The sequence below is a fragment of the Geomonas anaerohicana genome (assembly GCF_016458305.1).
GTDB classification, from domain to species: domain Bacteria; phylum Desulfobacterota; class Desulfuromonadia; order Geobacterales; family Geobacteraceae; genus Geomonas; species Geomonas anaerohicana.
Genome location: NZ_JAEMHL010000011.1, coordinates 57,533 through 75,425, shown reverse-complemented (window position 1 = coordinate 75,425; position 17,893 = coordinate 57,533). Strand labels below are relative to the sequence as shown.

The window sequence follows — 17,893 nt, the reverse complement described above, 5'->3', positions numbered from 1 at the left end:
GCACATGACGCGGGGTGGAGCAGTCTGGTAGCTCGTCGGGCTCATAACCCGAAGGTCACAGGTTCAAATCCTGTCCCCGCAACCAAAAGAAAATCAGGGACTTGCACATCGTTGCAAGTCCCTTTTTTCATGCCTGTACCCTTTTTTGTACCCCGTCCGCGGGAAAGGGGTTTCTGGCCTGCACAATAGGACTTGCGGAGGATTTTTTTATGGCAAGTCTGAAGAAGCGGGGCAGGGCCTACTACGCCCAGTATTACGACAACGGCAAACAGAAGAGGGTGAACCTGCACACGGAGTCCCTCCAGGTCGCGAAGGAGAAACTGCGCCAGATCGAGTCGGCTCAGTTCCGCGAAGAGGAGATTCCCCTTACCACCAAAACCCCCATCGGCGACATCCTCGAGAAGTACATCAAGTACAAAAGCGGGCACAGCAGGGACAAGAACATCCCTAAGATAAACACCTACCTGCGCGGTGCCTTCGGTCCGGTATGCGAAGCGTTGCAGGTTCGCAACCAGGCCATCGCGCAAAAGGCCGTGAAGCGTCCGAGTGCCGGCTCTGCCTCTATCATCTCCATCTCCCACATCGAGCATCTCAGCGCCGAAGTCCTGTCCACATTCCTTTCCGAGCTCATCAAGGACAAGCGCGTCTCTCCGAGAACGGCCAACCACTATCGTCAGACCATAGTCACTTTGTGCAACTGGGCTCAGCGGGAAGGTGGGGTGCGCTTTCCTGGCGGGAAAAACCCGGTAGCTGACGTCAAGTGCTACAAGGTACCCAAAAGCATGATCACCTTTCTCAAGCTTAAGGATATCCGCACTCAGCTTGACGTGCTCGCAAACGATACCCAGCTTCAGACGATGGTTGCCGTTTTCATCTACGCTGGTCTTCGCCGGGAAGAGGCCCTGTGGCTGACTCCTGATGACTTTGAGTGGAGCATGGGCAACCACGGAGTCATCATGGTGCGAGGGAAGACGATCGATGGCAAAACGTGGATGCCCAAAACCGGCGAGGACCGCCCGGTGCCCATAAGTAAAACCCTCAGGGAGTATCTGGACTCTTACCGCGAAATAAGGAAGCCGGGGACCTGGTTCTTTTGTGCTCCCCGGGGGAAACAGTGGGATCCAGATAACTTTTCTGAACTCCTGCGGGAGAGCAGCTCGAAGCATGGCCTGTCCTGGTCCTGTCTGGATTATCGCCACACCTTTGGCAGTCAGTTGGCGATGAAGGGCGAAAGCTTGTATAAAGTATCTAGTTTAATGGGTAATTCTCCGGAGATATGCAGAAAGCACTACGCGGCCCTCATGCCGGAATCACTTATGGAAAGCGTCGAATTTCCCACAGATGAGATGCCTTCACCAACTTCTGCTGTGTCCCAGTCCAGTGCGGAACCGCCACGAAGAGGTTTCTTGAAGTTGGTGGTCAATAATAGCTAGATGTTTCTCGCGCGTGTGATCTGTACCGAGTGTCATGCATGCATGTCAGGCAATGGATGACTCTGGCATGTTTTTGAAGCAGCCTTGGCGGGATCGTCGGATCTCGCTAAGGCTGCTCCGCTAAGGGGAGGCTGAAAAGCATCACCGCTTCGGATTACCGAACCGTTCGTGCCGCCTCGTATGCCAGGATTTCTCTCAAAAGCAACCGGACCATGCCATTTCTCCCGGTTCCGAGGCAGACCCTGGAAAGGTTTTCGCGTCTTACGATCCTGTCCACGCTGGTTCGGGCGCAGTGCCAGCGGTGTGCAAGTTCTTCAGGCGTTATAAACACCGGTTCCCCTGGCCGGACCTCTTTGGTGCCTGTATTGTTTTTCATAACAGTTCTCCCCTGACGTGCTGCTCTAGCTTGCTGCAGCGCATCGCTTATGTAGTGGCTACTGTTATTGTGCAGGCCAGCAATGACTTAATTTTTTGGTTACTGAAAAAACACCATAAATGGTATTAAAAAAACTATCATAAATTTGAATTGTGAAAGTATAGTGTGAATTTATAGATATGAAGTGTGTACCAAATTTGGTATATTCGCGTCAAAAAAAGCCTTAGTAGCAAAAAAGTGTTGCAAAGATGATATTAGTCGGGCTATGGTTTTATTACGTCATCACACAGGCGTGGCTTACGCTGTCATGAAAGGGTAATGTCAACATGAAGCTTGTCTTTTGTACCGAGTGCAGCGATATATTCAGTCTCTCGCTCAACGTGCGCTCTTGTCGGTGCGGTCGCGTCAAAGGCCGCTACCTCGACGAAAGGCATGCAGAGGTCAACGGGCGAGGGTTCTCTATAGCCATCGATAATGTCTCGCTTTTCAAGGCGATTGGCAGGATGGGCGCTCTGCACGCGCAAACTAGGGAAGGGTACGAGCAAGCTTGCCAGGTGGACTGCTGGGTTAGGCCGCATGATGGCGAAGGCAACCCGCATACCATCGTCAATAAGGGGCTTTGAGCCAGGGACGCGGTTATCAGTGGTATTTTAGGGCCGTGGGGGCGGGGTAGTTCTCTAAGGAGGTAGTGCGATGAAGCTTATTTATTGCATTAAGTGTGGCGATGTCGTGGCATTACGTAGGCAAGAACGCTCTTGTTTTTGCGGCAAAAGCAAAGGGCTATACGGCCCCGACGGTCTCCACGCAACTATATCCGGGCCAGCGATTCCCTTGGGGTTCACCAATCAGTCGTTCAGGCATGCTCTGATGAATCAGCCTGAAACCGGGCTTGGAAAAGAATTCACAGCCTTCGTTATCCAAAAAGTCTGTGACACCGTCGAGATAGTATAGAACTGGCATGGGGAACTTGCCGGGATTCTTCGGCCCATCTTGGAAGGGCTAAATGCAGCAGAAGTTTGAGAAATTTAAGCTGTTCTTTTGATAGATTTTTATTTCCGATACGGATTTTCAGCTCCCGGCAACAATTCCCCAGCCGGAGCCAGGTGAAAGATGCACTCCGCCAAAGCATCTTTTGGGGAACACGTGGCGATGATTTTGTTTCTTTGAGGGCGCGTTCGCGATAGCTGCTTGTTATGCGCCGTGGACCACACTCTTTAGATGACGAGCCAATCATGATCTATGTTACCGGCGACTTGCACGGCGGCGAAACATCTTGGCATGTGTCGTCTGCCAATTTTAAACCTGCGAAAAAAGGCGACATCGTGCTGTGCTGTGGCGATTTCGGTGGAGTCTGGTACCACGATTACCACCTGAACCAGAACCATAGGCGCCAGGAAGATTATTTTCTTGAGTCACGGCTTCGGCAGCGAGTTACTTGGCTGGCCGTGGACGGGAATCATGAAAACTTCGCGCGACTGTTTGGCGGAGAATTTCCTCTGGTGAATCTGTACGGTGGACGCGCCTACCAAATTCGTAAGAACGTATTCTATCTCAAGCGTGGCGAGGTATTCCAAATCGAAGGGGAGACATTCCTCGCCTTCGGTGGAGCAATCAGCCGCGACCGGTTCGGCGCCAAGCTACCCTCACTTGGCTGGGAGGGTGGTTATGACTACCTGCCTCCCCGAAAAGAGGGGGTGAATTGGTGGCCGGAAGAATTGCCTACGCAAGATGATTATGACAATGCCTGCCGCAACCTAGACAGGGTAGGCTGGGTTGTCGATCATGTGATAACCCACACATGCCCGGCCAGTCTGCGCCCCGACTTTCTTAAATTGGGACGCGTTCCTGACCCCACTGAGGATATGTTGCAAAAGATATACGAGCAACTGACCTTTGGGAGTTGGCATTTCGGCCACCTGCACATCGACAAGCAGGTGGGAAAATTCACTTGCCACTATAATAAGGTAAAGCGACTGGTGCAAAAAACAGCGGCTGGAATACCGTGAAGCACGTGAAGTGACGGTCGCCGCTGGGATTGCAGTGGTCCTGATAATTCCTAAAGGATGCCCTCTGGTAGAGCGTTTGCCGGAGGGCTCCCTCCCTCAAAAAACTGTTTTGGCATACATTAAGTGGATGCTGCCACGCCGGATTCAACCGCACTCTTCATGATCTCCACCTTGGCATCAAAATGCTTCCTTGATGCTCTGCACTGGTGCAAGCGAGAGCTTGCCGGACCGCGGGTTCTTCTGCGGTCCGTCTATTCTACCACCACAACCTGCGTTGACGCAGAATAGAGTGACCTGCCGTCTCTTTACTCATAAGCGAAGCGTTGAGAAAGAGACGGCAGGCAATTCCTTAATGCTGCCGACACGTTAGCGCCGAATCTCGAAGAGATTCGGCGCTTCGAAATTCTCAATTTCGATCTTCCCGCCACTCTGCAGTCCTACAATTCCGCGCATCGCGCGTTTCCATATGACTCATCCCCAGCCTGTCCCGATCGCGATCGGGGCGGCAAATGTCACGCAGGAATGCCCCTGATGGGGATCCTCGCCTTACGAGACGAGGCTAAAACCTGTGGCGATGCGGACCACTATGGCCCGCATTCGGTGGTTTTCTAAACTGAAGACCACAGACACCTACACTCAACAGCATCTGCTGGGGCTAGGCGGTGTGCTGCGGCATGCGCTCCTGATTGCCAAATCAGGAACGCATGCCGCAGCACATCACTTACGGGAGGTCAATTTATGGGAACGCACACAGAGAAACTGCAACAGGAAGCACGGAACGTGATAGGGAAAAATTGGAATGGCGCGTCATTGACCCGGGAAAAACTTCTCGTAAATCTTAATCGTATCGCAGAATTTGCCGCCCAAAAGGGCTACCAGCATATGGACCAGGTTGGTGGCAAGTTCGTGAACGACCTATTTGAAAAGCTCAAGTCTGAAGGCTTGTCTCCATCAACTATCAGCGGGTACGCTACAGCAATGAGAACGCTCGCCGGTGCTATCGGGAAGGCTAATATCGTCCCCCGAGACAACGGAGCATTGGGAGGTTCCAGAGCCGGGACTCGTCTTCAGCCGAAAGAGCCAAACGTTGAAAAGATGCTGGAGGTACGCCAGGCTCTGTATGAAAAGGCGGAGTGGCTGGGAATCGCAAGTGACCTTCGCGCTGCCTTCGGCGTCCGCGCGAAAGAAGGCCTTCTTTCCAAAACCACCTTTGAAGACTCTCGTGGCCGGACTTTGCTCAAGATTGAAGGTACAAAAGGCGGTCGGCCTCGAAGCCTTACAGTTGATACACCTGAAAAAGGCGCTGCCTTGGCAACTCTTAAGCAACATTTGGCCGAAACAGGAGCAAAATCCTTGATCCCCGCCAGCATGACCCTCAAGCAGGCCTATGACTTTCAGCGTAATGCCCTGCATCGCGCGGGTGCCACGAAAGAGAATGGTGCGAATGCGCACCTTGCCAGGCATGGGTACGCTCAGGCTTTGAAAGCGGCTGGCGTTGACCGCGAGGCCATTGCCAGGGATCTCGGGCACGGCAGAATCGATGTCATTTCCCACTACTGCCGCTAGGCAATCTATCCAGCAACGGAGCCATCACAAAGTGAACGGGGCTCGTCTGTCACTGCAACGCAGTGGCGGGCGAGCCCCGTTTTTTATTGTGCATGAAGGGACGGCGGAAGGGGAGCTATTCAGATGTGGTGCCGGCACGCAGCAGGCGAATCATATGTGGATCGGCTTCGAATTTTAACCCAGTATCGGCGTCCAAGGGTGACCCACCCCCTGTGAAATATTGAGGCTTTACAGATTGAGGGGGTGGGTCTCAAGATGCCGATGGTGGGTTAAAGTTGGATGCCGATCGACAGTATAGTGCTCTGCGGCCTTGTCAAATGCAGCCCCGAGCTCCAAACCGTACAACCATCTTGAATAACAATACAATCTCCATACACGCTATCCGCTAGCCAGATCTACAATCCTGCTACGCCCTCTCACTATTTCTTCCAAATCTTCGCCCGGCAGCATGTAGAGCAAACTAGAAGAGTTATAATCTGTCCAAGGCCCACGGTTTGCCCATAGGCGCCAATAGTGATGCTGTTGCAGGGAGGTCAGTTGCCCCCTTCGACAAGGCTCAGGGCGAGCGGGTCTTGGGTTGAACGAGATTGAAAATCCCTTTGTGCTAAGCTTGTCGAGGCAATGAATGACCATTGATTGCGAGGCCACCAATTGTAGGCCCTCGGTAGATTCAACGCGTGAACCGGATCACCTTATTCTGACATTTGGTCCGCTAATCACCCAGGACTCAGGGGAGAATTCAACATGCTCACACCTGACGACAAAACGGATTCCGCCTTCTGGCAATGTCCCATCCCAGTGCTTTTGGAACAGTTGGCCGCAAGCCCGCAGGGGTTGACCAGCACGGAGGCGGCTTCACGCCTGCCCCAATTCGGCCCCAACCTTATCCACGGTGAGCGTAAAAAGGCACTGGTCCTGCAATTCATCACCAAATTCAAGAACCCCCTGGTCATCATCCTCCTTACGGCCAGCGCGCTCTCCGCCTTCACCGGTGACACTACGAGCTTCTTCATCATCGGCACCATTGTCCTCATCAGTGTGACTCTGGATTTCGTCCAGGAATACCAGGCTGGCCAGGCTGCAGAACGACTGCGCCAGTCGGTGGCAGTGCGCGGGCAGGTGCTTAGGGATGGCAAGTTCCTGGAGATTCCGCTCGCGGAGATGGTACCAGGAGACGTGGCGCTTCTTGCTGCCGGCGACCTGGTTCCCTGCGACGGCCGGGTACTGGAGGCAAAGGACTTCTTCGTAAACCAGGCTCTTTTGACCGGAGAAGCTTTCCCTGTGGAGAAATCACCGGCGGAATTACCGGAGGAGACTCAGGTTCTTGCAGCGGGCAACACCGTTCTTCTGGGGACATCAGTGGTGAGCGGTACGGCCCAGGTGCTGGTCTGCCGTACCGGACAGCGCACGGAACTGGGCGAGATCGCCGACACGCTTTTGGCCAAGGCGCCCCCCACCGCCTTTGAAGAGGGGACCCACCGCTTCGGTCTGCTCATCATGCGCATGACGGTGCTCCTCGTCCTGTTCGTCCTGCTGGTCAACGCCTTCTTTCACCGCCCCTGGCTGGAATCGTTCCTCTTCGCCGTGGCCCTGGCTGTGGGACTTACCCCTGAACTGCTCCCCATGGTGGTCTCCGTTACCCTTTCGCGGGGAGCGCTGCGCATGGCGACAAAGAAGGTCATCGTCAAACGGTTGGCCTCTATCCACAACCTGGGGAGCATGGACGTCTTCTGCACCGACAAGACCGGCACCCTCACCGAGGCCCGAATCCATCTGGAACGCCACCTGAATCCACTGGGGCAGGACAGCCTGCGGGTCCTGGAGCTGGCCTATTACAACAGCTATTACGAGACCGGCCTGAAGAGCACCCTGGATGACGCCATCCTGGAGCACACCGAGATCGACGCGAGCGGTTGGAAGAAGATAGACGAGGTACCTTTCGACTTCGAGCGTCGCCGGATTTCGGTTCTCCTCGACAACGGCACGGAGAGGCTCCTGGTCGTCAAGGGCGCCCCAGAGGATATCCTTCGGTTGTCGGTGAGCTTTGCAGCTGACGGGGAGGCGCAGGCGCAGCCACTCGGCGAGGCGGCGCGGCTTGCCATTAACGGGCAATTCGAGGCCCTGAGCCGGGAGGGCTTCCGGGTGCTGGGCATTGCCTCGCGAAAGGTGGGGAAGGACCATCCTCATGCCGTGGTGGGCGATGAATCGGAACTGGTCTTCGCCGGATTCGCAGCATTTCTCGACCCGCCAAAGGCCAGCGCCAAACTAGCCCTGGCGGGCCTTGCCGCGGATCGGGTCGAGGTCAAGATCATCACCGGTGACAATGAACTGGTTACCCAGCATATCTTCGAGGAACTAGGGCTCCCCGTGACGGGGGTGCTGACCGGGGCTGATATCCAGCAATTGGATGATCCGGCACTCGCGGCACGGGCGGAGCAGGTGAATCTTTTCTGCCGCGTGGCACCAGCCCAGAAAAACCGGGTCATCCTCGCGCTCAAGAGGCGCGGTCATGTGGTGGGGTATCTTGGTGACGGCATCAACGACGCCCCATCGCTGCATTCCGCCGATGTGGGCATTTCAGTGGACAGCGCTGTGGACGTGGCGAAAGCCGCAGCAGACATGATCCTTCTGGAGCAGGACCTGGGGGTCCTCCACGCCGGTGTCCTGGAAGGAAGGCGCACCTTCGGCAACATAATGAAGTACATCATGATGGGCACCAGTTCCAATTTCGGCAACATGTTCTCGATGGCCGGGGCCTCGCTCGTTCTCCCCTTTCTTCCCATGCTGCCGGTGCAAATCCTGCTCAATAACCTCCTTTACGACGTGTCTGAACTTCCCATTCCGCTGGACCGCGTAGATGACGATTACCTGAGCCATCCACGGCACTGGGACATGAACTTCATTCGCAACTTCATGCTGGTTATCGGCCCGGTCAGCTCGGTTTTCGACTTTCTCACCTTCTATGTGATGCTGACGTTCTTCCATGCCGGAGAGGCGCTCTTCCATACCGGTTGGTTCATCGAGTCCATGGCCACGCAGGTGCTGGTCATCTTCATCATCCGCACCCGTCAAAGCCCCTTCAAGAGCCGCCCTAACCCGTGGCTGATCGCCTGTTCGCTGACCGTCGTGGCAGGGGCCGCGCTGCTGCCATTTGCCCCTATCGGCAGGCATCTCGGTTTTGTGGCGCCGCCGGCGTTCTTTTTCCTGATGCTGACAGCCTTGCTGCTGGCCTATCTCGTGGCTGTGGAAGGGATGAAGAGGTGGTTCTTCCGCCGCTTTGCTGCGGAGTAAAACACGTTCGTCTTCCCGCTGATACAAAGGCATAGAGCAGAGAGTAGGGCTGGGCACAGAGTTCATGGAAGGAGGAAATCATGAAGTTCGCCATTATCATGCTGAGCATCATATTCATAACCGATATCGGAACCTGTCTGGGTGTCGATCAATTAATTTGCGATACCGGTAGCACAACCTATCATGCGAACGGTCAATTGAAGGCATGCACACTGAAGGATGATTTCGCTAGCAATGGGATTAAATGCAAACAATATGCACCAATCAGTTTTTATGAAACCGGGAAGCTCGAAAGCTGCGTAGCAAGCGACTTTTTCATCTATGGATCCATCATTTGCAACCAGTACTCACAAGTCAGCTTCTACCCATCGGGCAAATTGAAAACCTGCGATCTTTCCCAGACGATACAGATCGACGGCAAGACCTGCGCGCAATACGAACCAATTTTTCTCCAGGAAAATGGCAAGCTGAAGTCCTGCAGCACGCCGCACTGATCGCGAGATAGGAGATTCGACGCTCTTTAGGGAGGCTGTGAAAGGGCTTATATCCCGGCAATATTTCACCCTGTTTGGGCCGAAAACCCTTGTGGCCCCGAATTACGCGAAAACCAGGACCCGAAAATAATGTCCGAGGGACGGCACCGATGAGCAAACACAAAAGAGTCAGCAGCCCCATTTACACTCTATTCCCAACAGAGATAGAGGGGTTCGATTCCCTGGGAGAACTGGCGCTCAATATGCGCTGGTCTTGGAACCACGCGGCCGACGAAGTATGGGCGCAACTCGACCCGGGACTCTGGGACCTCACCCACAACCCTTGGGTCGTTCTGCAAACCGTTTCGCGGGACCGGCTCAAGCAAGCCTTGGACGATCCGGCCTTTCGCGGGAAGGTTGCCGACCTGGTGGAAACCAAGCGTCACGAGGCGGAGGTGCCAGCCTGGTTCCAGCAGAGGCACCCGCGTAGTCCCTTGACCTTGGTCGCCTATTTCAGCATGGAGTTCATGCTGAGCGAAGCGCTTCCCATTTATTGCGGGGGGCTCGGCAACGTGGCTGGCGACCAACTCAAAGCGGCTAGCGATCTGGGCGTACCGGTGGTCGGCGTGGGGCTCCTCTACCAACAAGGTTATTTCCGGCAAGTGATCGACCGGCACGGCTCGCAGCAGGCCCTCTTTCCGTACAACGACCCCGGACAGTTGCCGGTCATGCCCGTGCGTGAACCCAGTGGGGAGTGGTTGCGGCTTGAGATCGTGTTGCCAGGGTACTCGCTTTGGGTGCGTGCCTGGCAGGTCCAGGTTGGGAGAGTGAAGCTTTACCTCCTCGACAGTAATGATGCCGCGAATTTCCCAGCCTACCGGGGGGTAACCAGCGAGCTTTACGGCGGCGGGCCAGAACAGCGTCTGAGGCAGGAAATGGTTCTTGGAATCGGCGGCTGGCGTCTGCTCCAGACACTGGGCGTCAATCCCGAGGTCTGCCACCTGAACGAAGGGCATGCAGCCTTGGCGGTGCTGGAGCGGGCACGCAGCTTCATGTCAGCGACAGGGCAAACGTTCGAAGTCGCCCTAGCCGTTACCCGGGCAGGCAACCTCTTCACTACTCATACGCCGGTAGCTGATGGATTTGACCGATTTGCCCCACAGCTCATCGAGCATTACCTCGGCGATTATGCCAGGAACAGTCTCGGCATCCCCGCCAGCCATCTGCTGTGCCTCGGCCGGTTCAACCCCGACGATGCCTCAGAACGTTTCAACATGGCCTACCTGGCTGTTCGAGGGAGTGGAGCGGTAAACGGGGTGAGCCGTCTACACGGGAACGTGAGTCGGGGCATCTTTAAGTCTCTCTTCCCGCACTGGCCCGAGGTGGAAGTACCGGTGGGCCATGTGACCAACGGCGTCCATATGCCAAGCTGGGATTCGGCAGAGGCCGACGTCATCTGGACCGAATACTGTGGGAAGGAGCGCTGGCTGGGGATGACGGAGCCCCTGGAGGGGAAGATCCGCTGTGCTCCCGACGACAAGCTCTGGCAGTTCCGTGCCGACGCCCGCAAGGCCCTCGTCGGCTACATCCGCGAACGGCTGTCCAAGCAGCTGGCCGCTTCAGCCGCAGCACCGGAGGAGATCATGAGCGCGCAGCATATTTTCGATACCAACGCATTGACGCTGGGGTCCGCGCACCGCTTTGCAACCTACAAACGACCGAACCTGCTGCTGCACGACCCTGAAAGGCTCCTGCGCATCCTCACCGACCCGAGACGCCCGGTGCAGCTCATCATCGCCGGCAAGGCAGATCCAGCCGACCAGGCGGGACAGGCCATGATTGAGCAATGGACACGTTTCATCCGGCGCCCCGATGCGAGCCGGCACGTCATCTTCCTCAGTGATTACGACATGCTGCTGACCGAACACCTTGTACAGGGGGTGGATGTCTGGATCAACACACCTCGACGACCTTGGGAGGCGTGCGGAACGAGCGGCATGAAGGTACTGGTCAATGGTGGACTAAACCTTTCGGAACTCGACGGCTGGTGGGCTGAAGCCTACACTCCTGAAATGGGGTGGGCGCTGGGCGACGGCGCAGAACACGGCTGTGACCCCGACTGGGATGCAACTGAGGCCGAGGCGCTCTACACACTTCTCGAACAGGATGTGATCCCAGAGTTTTACAGCCGGGACCGAAACGGCATTCCTCCCGCATGGGTAGCGCGCATACGCGAGAGTATGGCCCGCCTGACGACCCGATTCTCCAGTAACCGTACTGTACGACAGTATGCCGAGAGCTACTATATTCCAGCCGCTGCGGCCTACCGCGAGCGCGCCGCGGATAATGGAGAAGCGGGCGTAGCAATAGTGAACTGGCTGAAGGCAGTAAAACGGGAGTGGGGTAATCTGCGTTTCGGCGTTGACAAGGTTGTGACGAAAGGGAACCTGCATACGTTCGAGGTTCAGCTCTATCTCAACGGGCTCGACCCTAATGCGGTAAAGGTTGAGCTGTATGCTGACGGAGTCAATGGCGGCGACCCTGTTTGCAAGGAGATGACGCGCGGCCCTAGACTGGTTGGCGCGGAAAACGGTTATCTCTATGGTGTACAGGTCGCTGCGTCAAGACCAGCCATGGACTACACGGCGCGTGTGATACCGTACCGCGCAGGCACCGCGGTACCTCTAGAAGCCGCTCGTATTCTGTGGCAACGATGAGTGGGGGGGACACAGCTTTCCGGAGGAAGTGATACATGGATGACTATCTAGTACGCATTCTTACTAAAGCGGGAACCTTCCGGGGACTGGCCTGCGTCTCGACAGGGGTAGTGGCTGAGGCTGCAAGGAGGCACGGCACGCTCCCCACGGCCACGGCGGCCCTGGGACGGGCGCTAACCGGAGGGGCGCTCATGGGGGCGCTCCTTAAGACCGACCAGCGGGTGGCACTGAAGTTCGAAGGGAACGGCCCCCTCGGCAAGATTCTCATCGAGGCCCTGAGCACCGGAGCCGTGGCAGGTACCGTCGGCAACCCGGCCGTGGACCTTCCTCTACTCGATGGAAGGCCAGACGTGGCCGGCGCTCTTGGCCGTACCGGGCTGCTTACCGTCACCAAGGACCTGCGGTTGAAGCAGCCTTACCAGGGGACGGTACGGCTCACCTCCAGTGAAATTGGCGAAGATCTGGCGATGTACCTCACCGAATCGGAACAGGTCCCCTCTGCAGTCAGGCTCGACGTCTTCGTGGAACAGGACGGCACGGTCGGCGCGGCGGGCGGATTTCTGATACAGTCGCTCCCCCCCCAGGACGAGACGGCCATCCATCTTCTCTGGGAACGAATCGGTAACCTCTCCTCGCTCTCAGACCACTTTTGTCGCGGCGGCACCCCAGAACAGCTGCTGGACGTCCTCTTCGTCGGGATCCCTTTCGAGACCTTTGAAAAACGCGTGATCTCCTTCCAGTGCACCTGTAGCAGGGAAAAATGTGAGCAGGCGCTTTTGACTCAGGGAAAGGACGCCCTTCGGGCGATGGCTGATCGCGAGGGCGGGGGGACGGTTACCTGCGCCTTCTGCAGGGAGGTTCGGAACTTCAGCCAGGAAGAGATGGGAAGCCTCGTTGATGCACTGTCGGAGCCTGTCGCGCCCCCCCCCGCACCAAGCGACGAGTCGGGGAAAACCGCTGTGCTGGATATTCGGAGAACTTTAGAGATCAACAAAAAAACCTGATTGCTTTCGATGCGACCGTGGACGGTCACGAGATACTATCTCGTTCCTTGCCGTATCGACATTCTCTGCCCATGTGACCAGGGGATGTCGGCGGTGGGCGTATTCTCGCGGCCAATGAACCCTGAGCCTAGATACCTTGGCAACGGCCCTGTAGGAAGAGGAGACGCTAGACGCTGCCCGTAAATGAGACCTCGCAACGGTACGAACTCCCCGACGACCGGAGGAGAATACTCACCGGGATTCGGGACGTGAAATAATCTGATAGAAATGAGTGCCGTCGGCGGCTTAAAGGTTTTTCAACGTGCCCTCCATTGCCCCCAAAAAACGGGGAGACGGATTTCGGATGATCATCAAAATTCGAAACCGCTCCACAGTGGTTTCCGCCGGCGAATTGATAATAAGCCTCTGGTAGCTATAATCTGAGCGTCAGTTACTATTGTGTAGCGGTAGCACTTTGGGGAATCTTAGTTTAAACAGGCTACATCGGCAGTGATTTGAAAGCCGAGTTCCTGATGGTGACTTGCAGAGATGAAGTTACCGCATACCGCAAGGGGGGCATTATGCCAACCGGTTGGTTTGCGAAGTGGATGTGGACACCGCCGGCAAACGTATATTCGCACAGCCGTGGCAAACTTGGGGAAAGGTTCACCTGATGAGCCATACCTGTTTCCCGGGAACGGTGCTGCGACCATGGCAATTCTGGGCGTACTGCCCATCACAAGTTCCGGGGCGCCACGTGCGGCAGCGCCTGAGAGTGATTCTAAGAAAGTAACTACACGTATCATTCTGCTAACATTGTCAAAGGAGATTCTCAATGTTTGAACTTTCACAAGAAGCAAAGATGATAATAGCTTCAAACTTAACCGTAGCTGCAACGATCAGAGATGCGGCCATTACGGCTAAAGGCGACCCTCAATCTAGCGAATCCGGCGATTCAAAAGATTTAGTGACTCAGATGTTTGCAGCAATTTTAACCAATCTAGAGAAGCAATCTCTTGGTAGGGAACATGAGCGATGAGACGATTCCGTGTAAAATTATATTAGCCTATACTATACTTTCACATAAATATTGATAGTTAATTTTATATCGCATGTAGTACCAGTGGAAGGTGCCGACAAATGATAACATCAATACTGATCGTCGATAATGATGAAATAACAAGGGATCTGATTTGTCGTCTCATTTCCTTTCGTATACCAAATGCAGTCATACATGCTACCTCTAAATTCGAATCTGCGCTTGAATTATGTAAAACACTCAGAATAGATATAGTCATTACCGCAACATCGATGCAACCTACCAGCAGCAATGACATGCTTGACAGTATCAGAAGAATCGAGAACAACCCGATTAAGATTATTATAATGACTAGCTCCGGCCAAAAGGATGAGTTAGACAGGATGTCCGGTATAGAAAACTCTTACATAATTGGCAAACCGATAAACATCGAGGAACTGATCACTTTGGTCAATGATAAGATAGTTGAGGTGGAAAGAGAGCGTTTAGGAAGATCGCGTTCAGGCACTTGATCTTATCCCTACTATGAACAAACGACAGCATTTATGTGTATTCCTCAACCTTGCCTTCGTGTTCCTGCTGCAGGTACTGCGCAGTTTCCAACGTAACCAGGGGCTCCTGTTATCCGGCGCCGTCGCCTACTATACGTTGTTGTCGATTGTCCCCATGTCTATACTCGCCCTCGTTGTGCTGACGCATTTTATCGAAGAGCAGCGGTTGATTCACACCATGGCAACGTACCTTGAAATGGTAATCCCCGGTTACGCGGCGACTTTGACCGAACAGGTGCGGATTTTCCTTAAGGACCGCAAGGTAATCGGCATGGTCGGTTTCACCGTCATGTTGTTTTTCAGCTCCCTTGCCTTTTCCATGTTTAGAAACGCCATGTCGGTGATTTTTTCCCAAAGTGTCAGGATTAAGCGTCGTAACGTCATCATTTCCGTTATTATTCCCTACCTGTTCATTTTCCTGATGGGACTGGGTATCGTGCTCGTGTCGTATATTGTTGGCGCCATCGAGACCCTGGAAAGCAGGCATCTTGAGATACTTGGCAGGAATTTTAACCTTGGAGGAACCGCCGTTGTGGTTTTGTACATCCTGGGGATCGTTGGCGAGGTGCTTTTACTCACCGCCCTCTATCTGGTCATGCCCATGGTGCGGGTCAGGTTTCGTCACGCGATAATCGGCGGGCTAATCACGGCCATTTTATGGGAGATCACTCGACGGGTGTTGGTCTGGTATTACGCCTCTATATCCATGGTAAACATCATATACGGCTCCATAGCCCTAACGGTGGTGGCCCTTCTCAGTATGGAGGCTGTTGCGCTGATTCTGCTGTTGGGAGCACAGGTTATTGCCGAACTTGAACGCAAATCCGACGCATCGGCCGGAGAAGTACCACCAGAATTTGAGACATGATCTAGACACATTTACACCTCTTTTGTTGCCCACGTCCACCGGGACTGCGGAACCGACTGGACGGCAACACTGGTTGCTCTGAGTTCTGGGTTTGATAAGCACTGGCTGAAATATGGCAGGCTCTCGGAGGGGAAAATGAAGGTTCTGCTCGTCTACCCTAAGTACCCAGATACCTATTGGAGTTTCAGCTATGCAATGCCGTTTATCGGGAAAAAAGCCGCGTTTCCTCCCCTGGGTCTTCTTACTGTTGCGGCGCTTACCCCTGACAGCTGGGAAGTGAGGCTGATCGATCTTAACGTCGAGCGGCTTTCTGATAATGACCTGCAGTGGGCCGATTACGTATTTCTCGGTGCCATGACGGTCCAGAGGGAGTCCGTAAGGGAAGTCTTGAGCCGATGCAGCTCTCTAAGGATCAAGACCGTCGGGGGAGGCCCGCTTTTCTCGACATGCCATGATGAGTTTCCCGAGGTGGACCATTTGGTGCTCGGTGAGGCCGAGGTCACATTGCCGCGTTTTCTGGAAGACCTCGAAAAAAAAAGCCAGCAGCGGATTTACCTCCCCGGCAACCGCCCCGACATTGCTCGCACGCCGATCCCGCGATGGGCGCTGATCGACATGCACAAGTACGCCTCCATGAATGTACAGTATTCCCGGGGATGTCCTTTCGATTGCGAGTTTTGCGACATCACTGCACTGTTCGGTCACAACCCGAGAACCAAAACTCCGGAACAGGTCATAGCCGAGCTCGATGCGCTCTACTCCAGGGGGTGGCGCGGAGGGGTTTTCTTCGTTGACGACAACTTCATTGGCGATAAACGAAAGCTGATAAATGAAGTTCTTCCGGCGATGATTTCCTGGATGAAGGCGCATGGATACCCGTTCTTCTTCTATACCGAGGCTTCCATCAATCTTGCGGACGACCCGCGTCTCCTCGAATTGATGGTCACCGCCGGTTTTCAGGAGGTCTTCATCGGCATCGAAAGCCCGGAACCGGATTCTCTGAGGGAAACGGGCAAACTGCAGAACCACAACCGCGATCTCCTAGCCTCGGTGCGCTATATCCAACAGGCGGGGCTTCAGGTGCAGGGAGGCTTCATCGTGGGTTTCGACAGTGACTCACCTGAAATCTTCGACAAACAGCTCCACTTCATACAGAAAAGCGGCATCGTTACGGCCATGGTGGGAATACTGATGGTCCTGCGTGGTACCAAGTTGCATAGCCGGCTCGCCAGCGAGGGAAGGATCATCAGTACTGCCAATGGCAACAACACCGATACCGCCCTCACTTTTACCCCGAAGATGAGCCCACAGGTGCTGATAGCAGGTTATCAGCGACTGGTGAGGACCATTTATTCGCCGGATTATTTCTACGATCGCATGATGACTTTTCTGAAAGAGTACCGGCTTTCGGGACCATCCCTGTTTTCCACGCTACAGTGGCGTGATGTCAGGGCATTTTTCCGATCCGTGCTTTTTCTGGGGATTCTGGGTAAGGAGCGGCTGCACTATTGGAAGGTTTTTTTCTGGACGCTCCTCAGGAAACCACGACTACTCCCGTTGACCATAACGCTGGCAATCTATGGTTTTCATTTCCGTACCGTTTCCGACCAGATCTGCTCCCCACCCACCGATGAGTGCCGCTAAGGCAAGGATCCTGGGAGCACGCGGGGACGCGTCGGCTGATGCAGTTCGAGCCACATGGCGCACCTCATGATCGCGCGTGACGGAGCCGAGACGTTTCGCTTTCCTTGGATTAAGTTTCGATCCTCGGTGAGATCGTTCTTTGCGCACAAAACGCCTTGGCTTTCAGCTCCGAATCGGAACTCGATATTATGCCGTTCCCTAACCACCTCAAGCTGGAACTCAGCTGCAATGAGAGTGGGAAACCGCTCGCTGCTTATCTTGCATGGTCATCGATTGGAGGCTGGAACACCAGGCGGGTGTAGGCTTGCTACTTCCGTGGCCAGCCTTTGAAACCGACGATTACCGCCAGGGAGAGGCAGAAAACAACGCTCAACCCTGCCGACACGAAAGAAACAGCGAACGCGGCAAGATACATGAACGGCCCGAAGCTGAATTGTCTGGTGATCTGATCAATGTGCTGAGGGTCCACGCTTCGCCCCCCCCCGAGCAACCTTCCATTTTTTGAGGCGTAGTGCCACAACCCCTTGAATGCTATTGCTATCCCGAAGAAGGTGCCGGAAAAGACCGCACCGGCAACCTTCGCTTCAGGGTGAAGAAGGTATTCCGCCACCAAGGCGGTCGGAAACGGCAGGAAGGTGACCAGCAACAGCACCAAACCGTTCAAGTACAGGAACGTGTGATCGCTTCTCTGGACGAAGGTGAAAATCCGGTGATGGTTCACCCACTTGGCGAGGACCGTGACAAAGCTCGTCACGAAGGCAAGGTAGTGGGGCCACAGCGCCAGCAAGGCAGAACTCAGGCTCTGATCGGCACCGAGTTCCGAAGCATTTGGCACTTTGATGGTCAAGACCAGCAGTGTTATGGCGATGGCGAAAACCCCGTCGCTGAACGCCTCAATGCGTCCTGTTTCCTTTCTTGCAAAGCTCTTGACCATGGCTCTCTGCTG

General features: G+C 54.8%; 11 protein-coding genes, 1 tRNA gene and 1 pseudogene. 12 read left to right on the top strand and 1 reads right to left on the bottom strand.

All coding sequences use genetic code 11. The annotated features are described in order from the left end of the window. Positions 1-8 precede the first annotated feature (8 nt). The 12 genes and pseudogenes from JFN91_RS17860 to JFN91_RS17805 all read left to right on the top strand — a co-directional run bounded on the left by JFN91_RS17860 (position 9) and on the right by JFN91_RS17805 (position 16,947). Positions 9-85, top strand: a tRNA-Met gene (locus tag JFN91_RS17860). A gap of 124 nt (positions 86-209) precedes the next feature. Next, positions 210-1,433: a tyrosine-type recombinase/integrase gene (locus tag JFN91_RS17855; protein ID WP_199390513.1), complete on the top strand. Its 1,224-nt coding sequence runs from the start codon at positions 210-212 to the stop codon at positions 1,431-1,433. Positions 1,434-3,041: 1,608 nt separating this feature from the next. Next, positions 3,042-3,815, top strand: coding sequence for a metallophosphoesterase (locus JFN91_RS17850; protein ID WP_199390512.1), 774 nt, complete (start codon positions 3,042-3,044; stop codon positions 3,813-3,815). 738 nt (positions 3,816-4,553) lie between these two features. After that, positions 4,554-5,381: an integrase domain-containing protein gene (locus tag JFN91_RS17845; RefSeq protein ID WP_199390511.1), complete on the top strand. Its 828-nt coding sequence runs from the start codon at positions 4,554-4,556 to the stop codon at positions 5,379-5,381. Positions 5,382-6,125: 744 nt separating this feature from the next. Next, positions 6,126-8,672, top strand: a complete 2,547-nt coding sequence (mgtA, locus tag JFN91_RS17840; protein WP_199390510.1) for a magnesium-translocating P-type ATPase — start codon at positions 6,126-6,128, stop codon at positions 8,670-8,672. An 80-nt stretch (positions 8,673-8,752) separates the two neighbouring features. Beyond that, positions 8,753-9,166, top strand: a complete 414-nt coding sequence (locus JFN91_RS17835) for a hypothetical protein (protein ID WP_199390509.1) — start codon at positions 8,753-8,755, stop codon at positions 9,164-9,166. A gap of 149 nt (positions 9,167-9,315) precedes the next feature. Next, positions 9,316-11,862 carry an alpha-glucan family phosphorylase gene (gene glgP, locus JFN91_RS17830; protein WP_199390508.1) on the top strand — a complete coding sequence of 849 codons (2,547 nt, stop codon included), beginning with the start codon at positions 9,316-9,318 and terminating at the stop codon, positions 11,860-11,862. Positions 11,863-11,897: 35 nt separating this feature from the next. Next, positions 11,898-12,770, top strand: a pseudogene (gene hslO / locus JFN91_RS17825) (Hsp33 family molecular chaperone HslO); the annotation flags it as partial. Between the two features lie 910 nt (positions 12,771-13,680). Next, on the top strand, positions 13,681-13,884 hold the full coding sequence (locus JFN91_RS17820; RefSeq protein ID WP_129126930.1) for a hypothetical protein: 204 nt from the start codon (positions 13,681-13,683) through the stop codon (positions 13,882-13,884). A gap of 101 nt (positions 13,885-13,985) precedes the next feature. Continuing rightward, entirely contained in the window at positions 13,986-14,396 is a 411-nt protein-coding gene (locus JFN91_RS22535; RefSeq protein ID WP_129126931.1) for a response regulator, read from the top strand. Positions 14,397-14,409: 13 nt separating this feature from the next. Continuing rightward, positions 14,410-15,303 carry a YihY/virulence factor BrkB family protein gene (locus tag JFN91_RS17810; protein ID WP_129126932.1) on the top strand — a complete coding sequence of 298 codons (894 nt, stop codon included), beginning with the start codon at positions 14,410-14,412 and terminating at the stop codon, positions 15,301-15,303. A 135-nt stretch (positions 15,304-15,438) separates the two neighbouring features. Continuing rightward, positions 15,439-16,947 carry a B12-binding domain-containing radical SAM protein gene (locus JFN91_RS17805; protein WP_129126933.1) on the top strand — a complete coding sequence of 503 codons (1,509 nt, stop codon included), beginning with the start codon at positions 15,439-15,441 and terminating at the stop codon, positions 16,945-16,947. Between the two features lie 307 nt (positions 16,948-17,254). On the opposite strand, the gene JFN91_RS17800 is transcribed toward JFN91_RS17805, so the two are convergent. Beyond that, positions 17,255-17,881: a TMEM175 family protein gene (locus JFN91_RS17800; RefSeq protein ID WP_129126934.1), complete on the bottom strand. Its 627-nt coding sequence runs from the start codon at positions 17,879-17,881 to the stop codon at positions 17,255-17,257. Positions 17,882-17,893 lie beyond the last annotated feature (12 nt).

Bases quoted from the DNA above. Each gene is read 5' to 3' on its own strand.
- JFN91_RS17800 (WP_129126934.1), bottom strand. From the start codon at position 17,881: ATGGTCAAGAGCTTTGCAAGAAAGGAAACAGGACGCATTGAGGCGTTC.
- JFN91_RS22535 (WP_129126931.1), top strand. From the start codon at position 13,986: ATGATAACATCAATACTGATCGTCGATAATGATGAAATAACAAGGGAT.
- JFN91_RS17835 (WP_199390509.1), top strand. From the start codon at position 8,753: ATGAAGTTCGCCATTATCATGCTGAGCATCATATTCATAACCGATATC.
- JFN91_RS17810 (WP_129126932.1), top strand. From the start codon at position 14,410: ATGAACAAACGACAGCATTTATGTGTATTCCTCAACCTTGCCTTCGTG.
- JFN91_RS17855 (WP_199390513.1), top strand. From the start codon at position 210: ATGGCAAGTCTGAAGAAGCGGGGCAGGGCCTACTACGCCCAGTATTAC.
- JFN91_RS17850 (WP_199390512.1), top strand. From the start codon at position 3,042: ATGATCTATGTTACCGGCGACTTGCACGGCGGCGAAACATCTTGGCAT.
- JFN91_RS17805 (WP_129126933.1), top strand. From the start codon at position 15,439: ATGAAGGTTCTGCTCGTCTACCCTAAGTACCCAGATACCTATTGGAGT.
- JFN91_RS17820 (WP_129126930.1), top strand. From the start codon at position 13,681: ATGTTTGAACTTTCACAAGAAGCAAAGATGATAATAGCTTCAAACTTA.
- JFN91_RS17845 (WP_199390511.1), top strand. From the start codon at position 4,554: ATGGGAACGCACACAGAGAAACTGCAACAGGAAGCACGGAACGTGATA.
- mgtA (WP_199390510.1), top strand. From the start codon at position 6,126: ATGCTCACACCTGACGACAAAACGGATTCCGCCTTCTGGCAATGTCCC.
- glgP (WP_199390508.1), top strand. From the start codon at position 9,316: ATGAGCAAACACAAAAGAGTCAGCAGCCCCATTTACACTCTATTCCCA.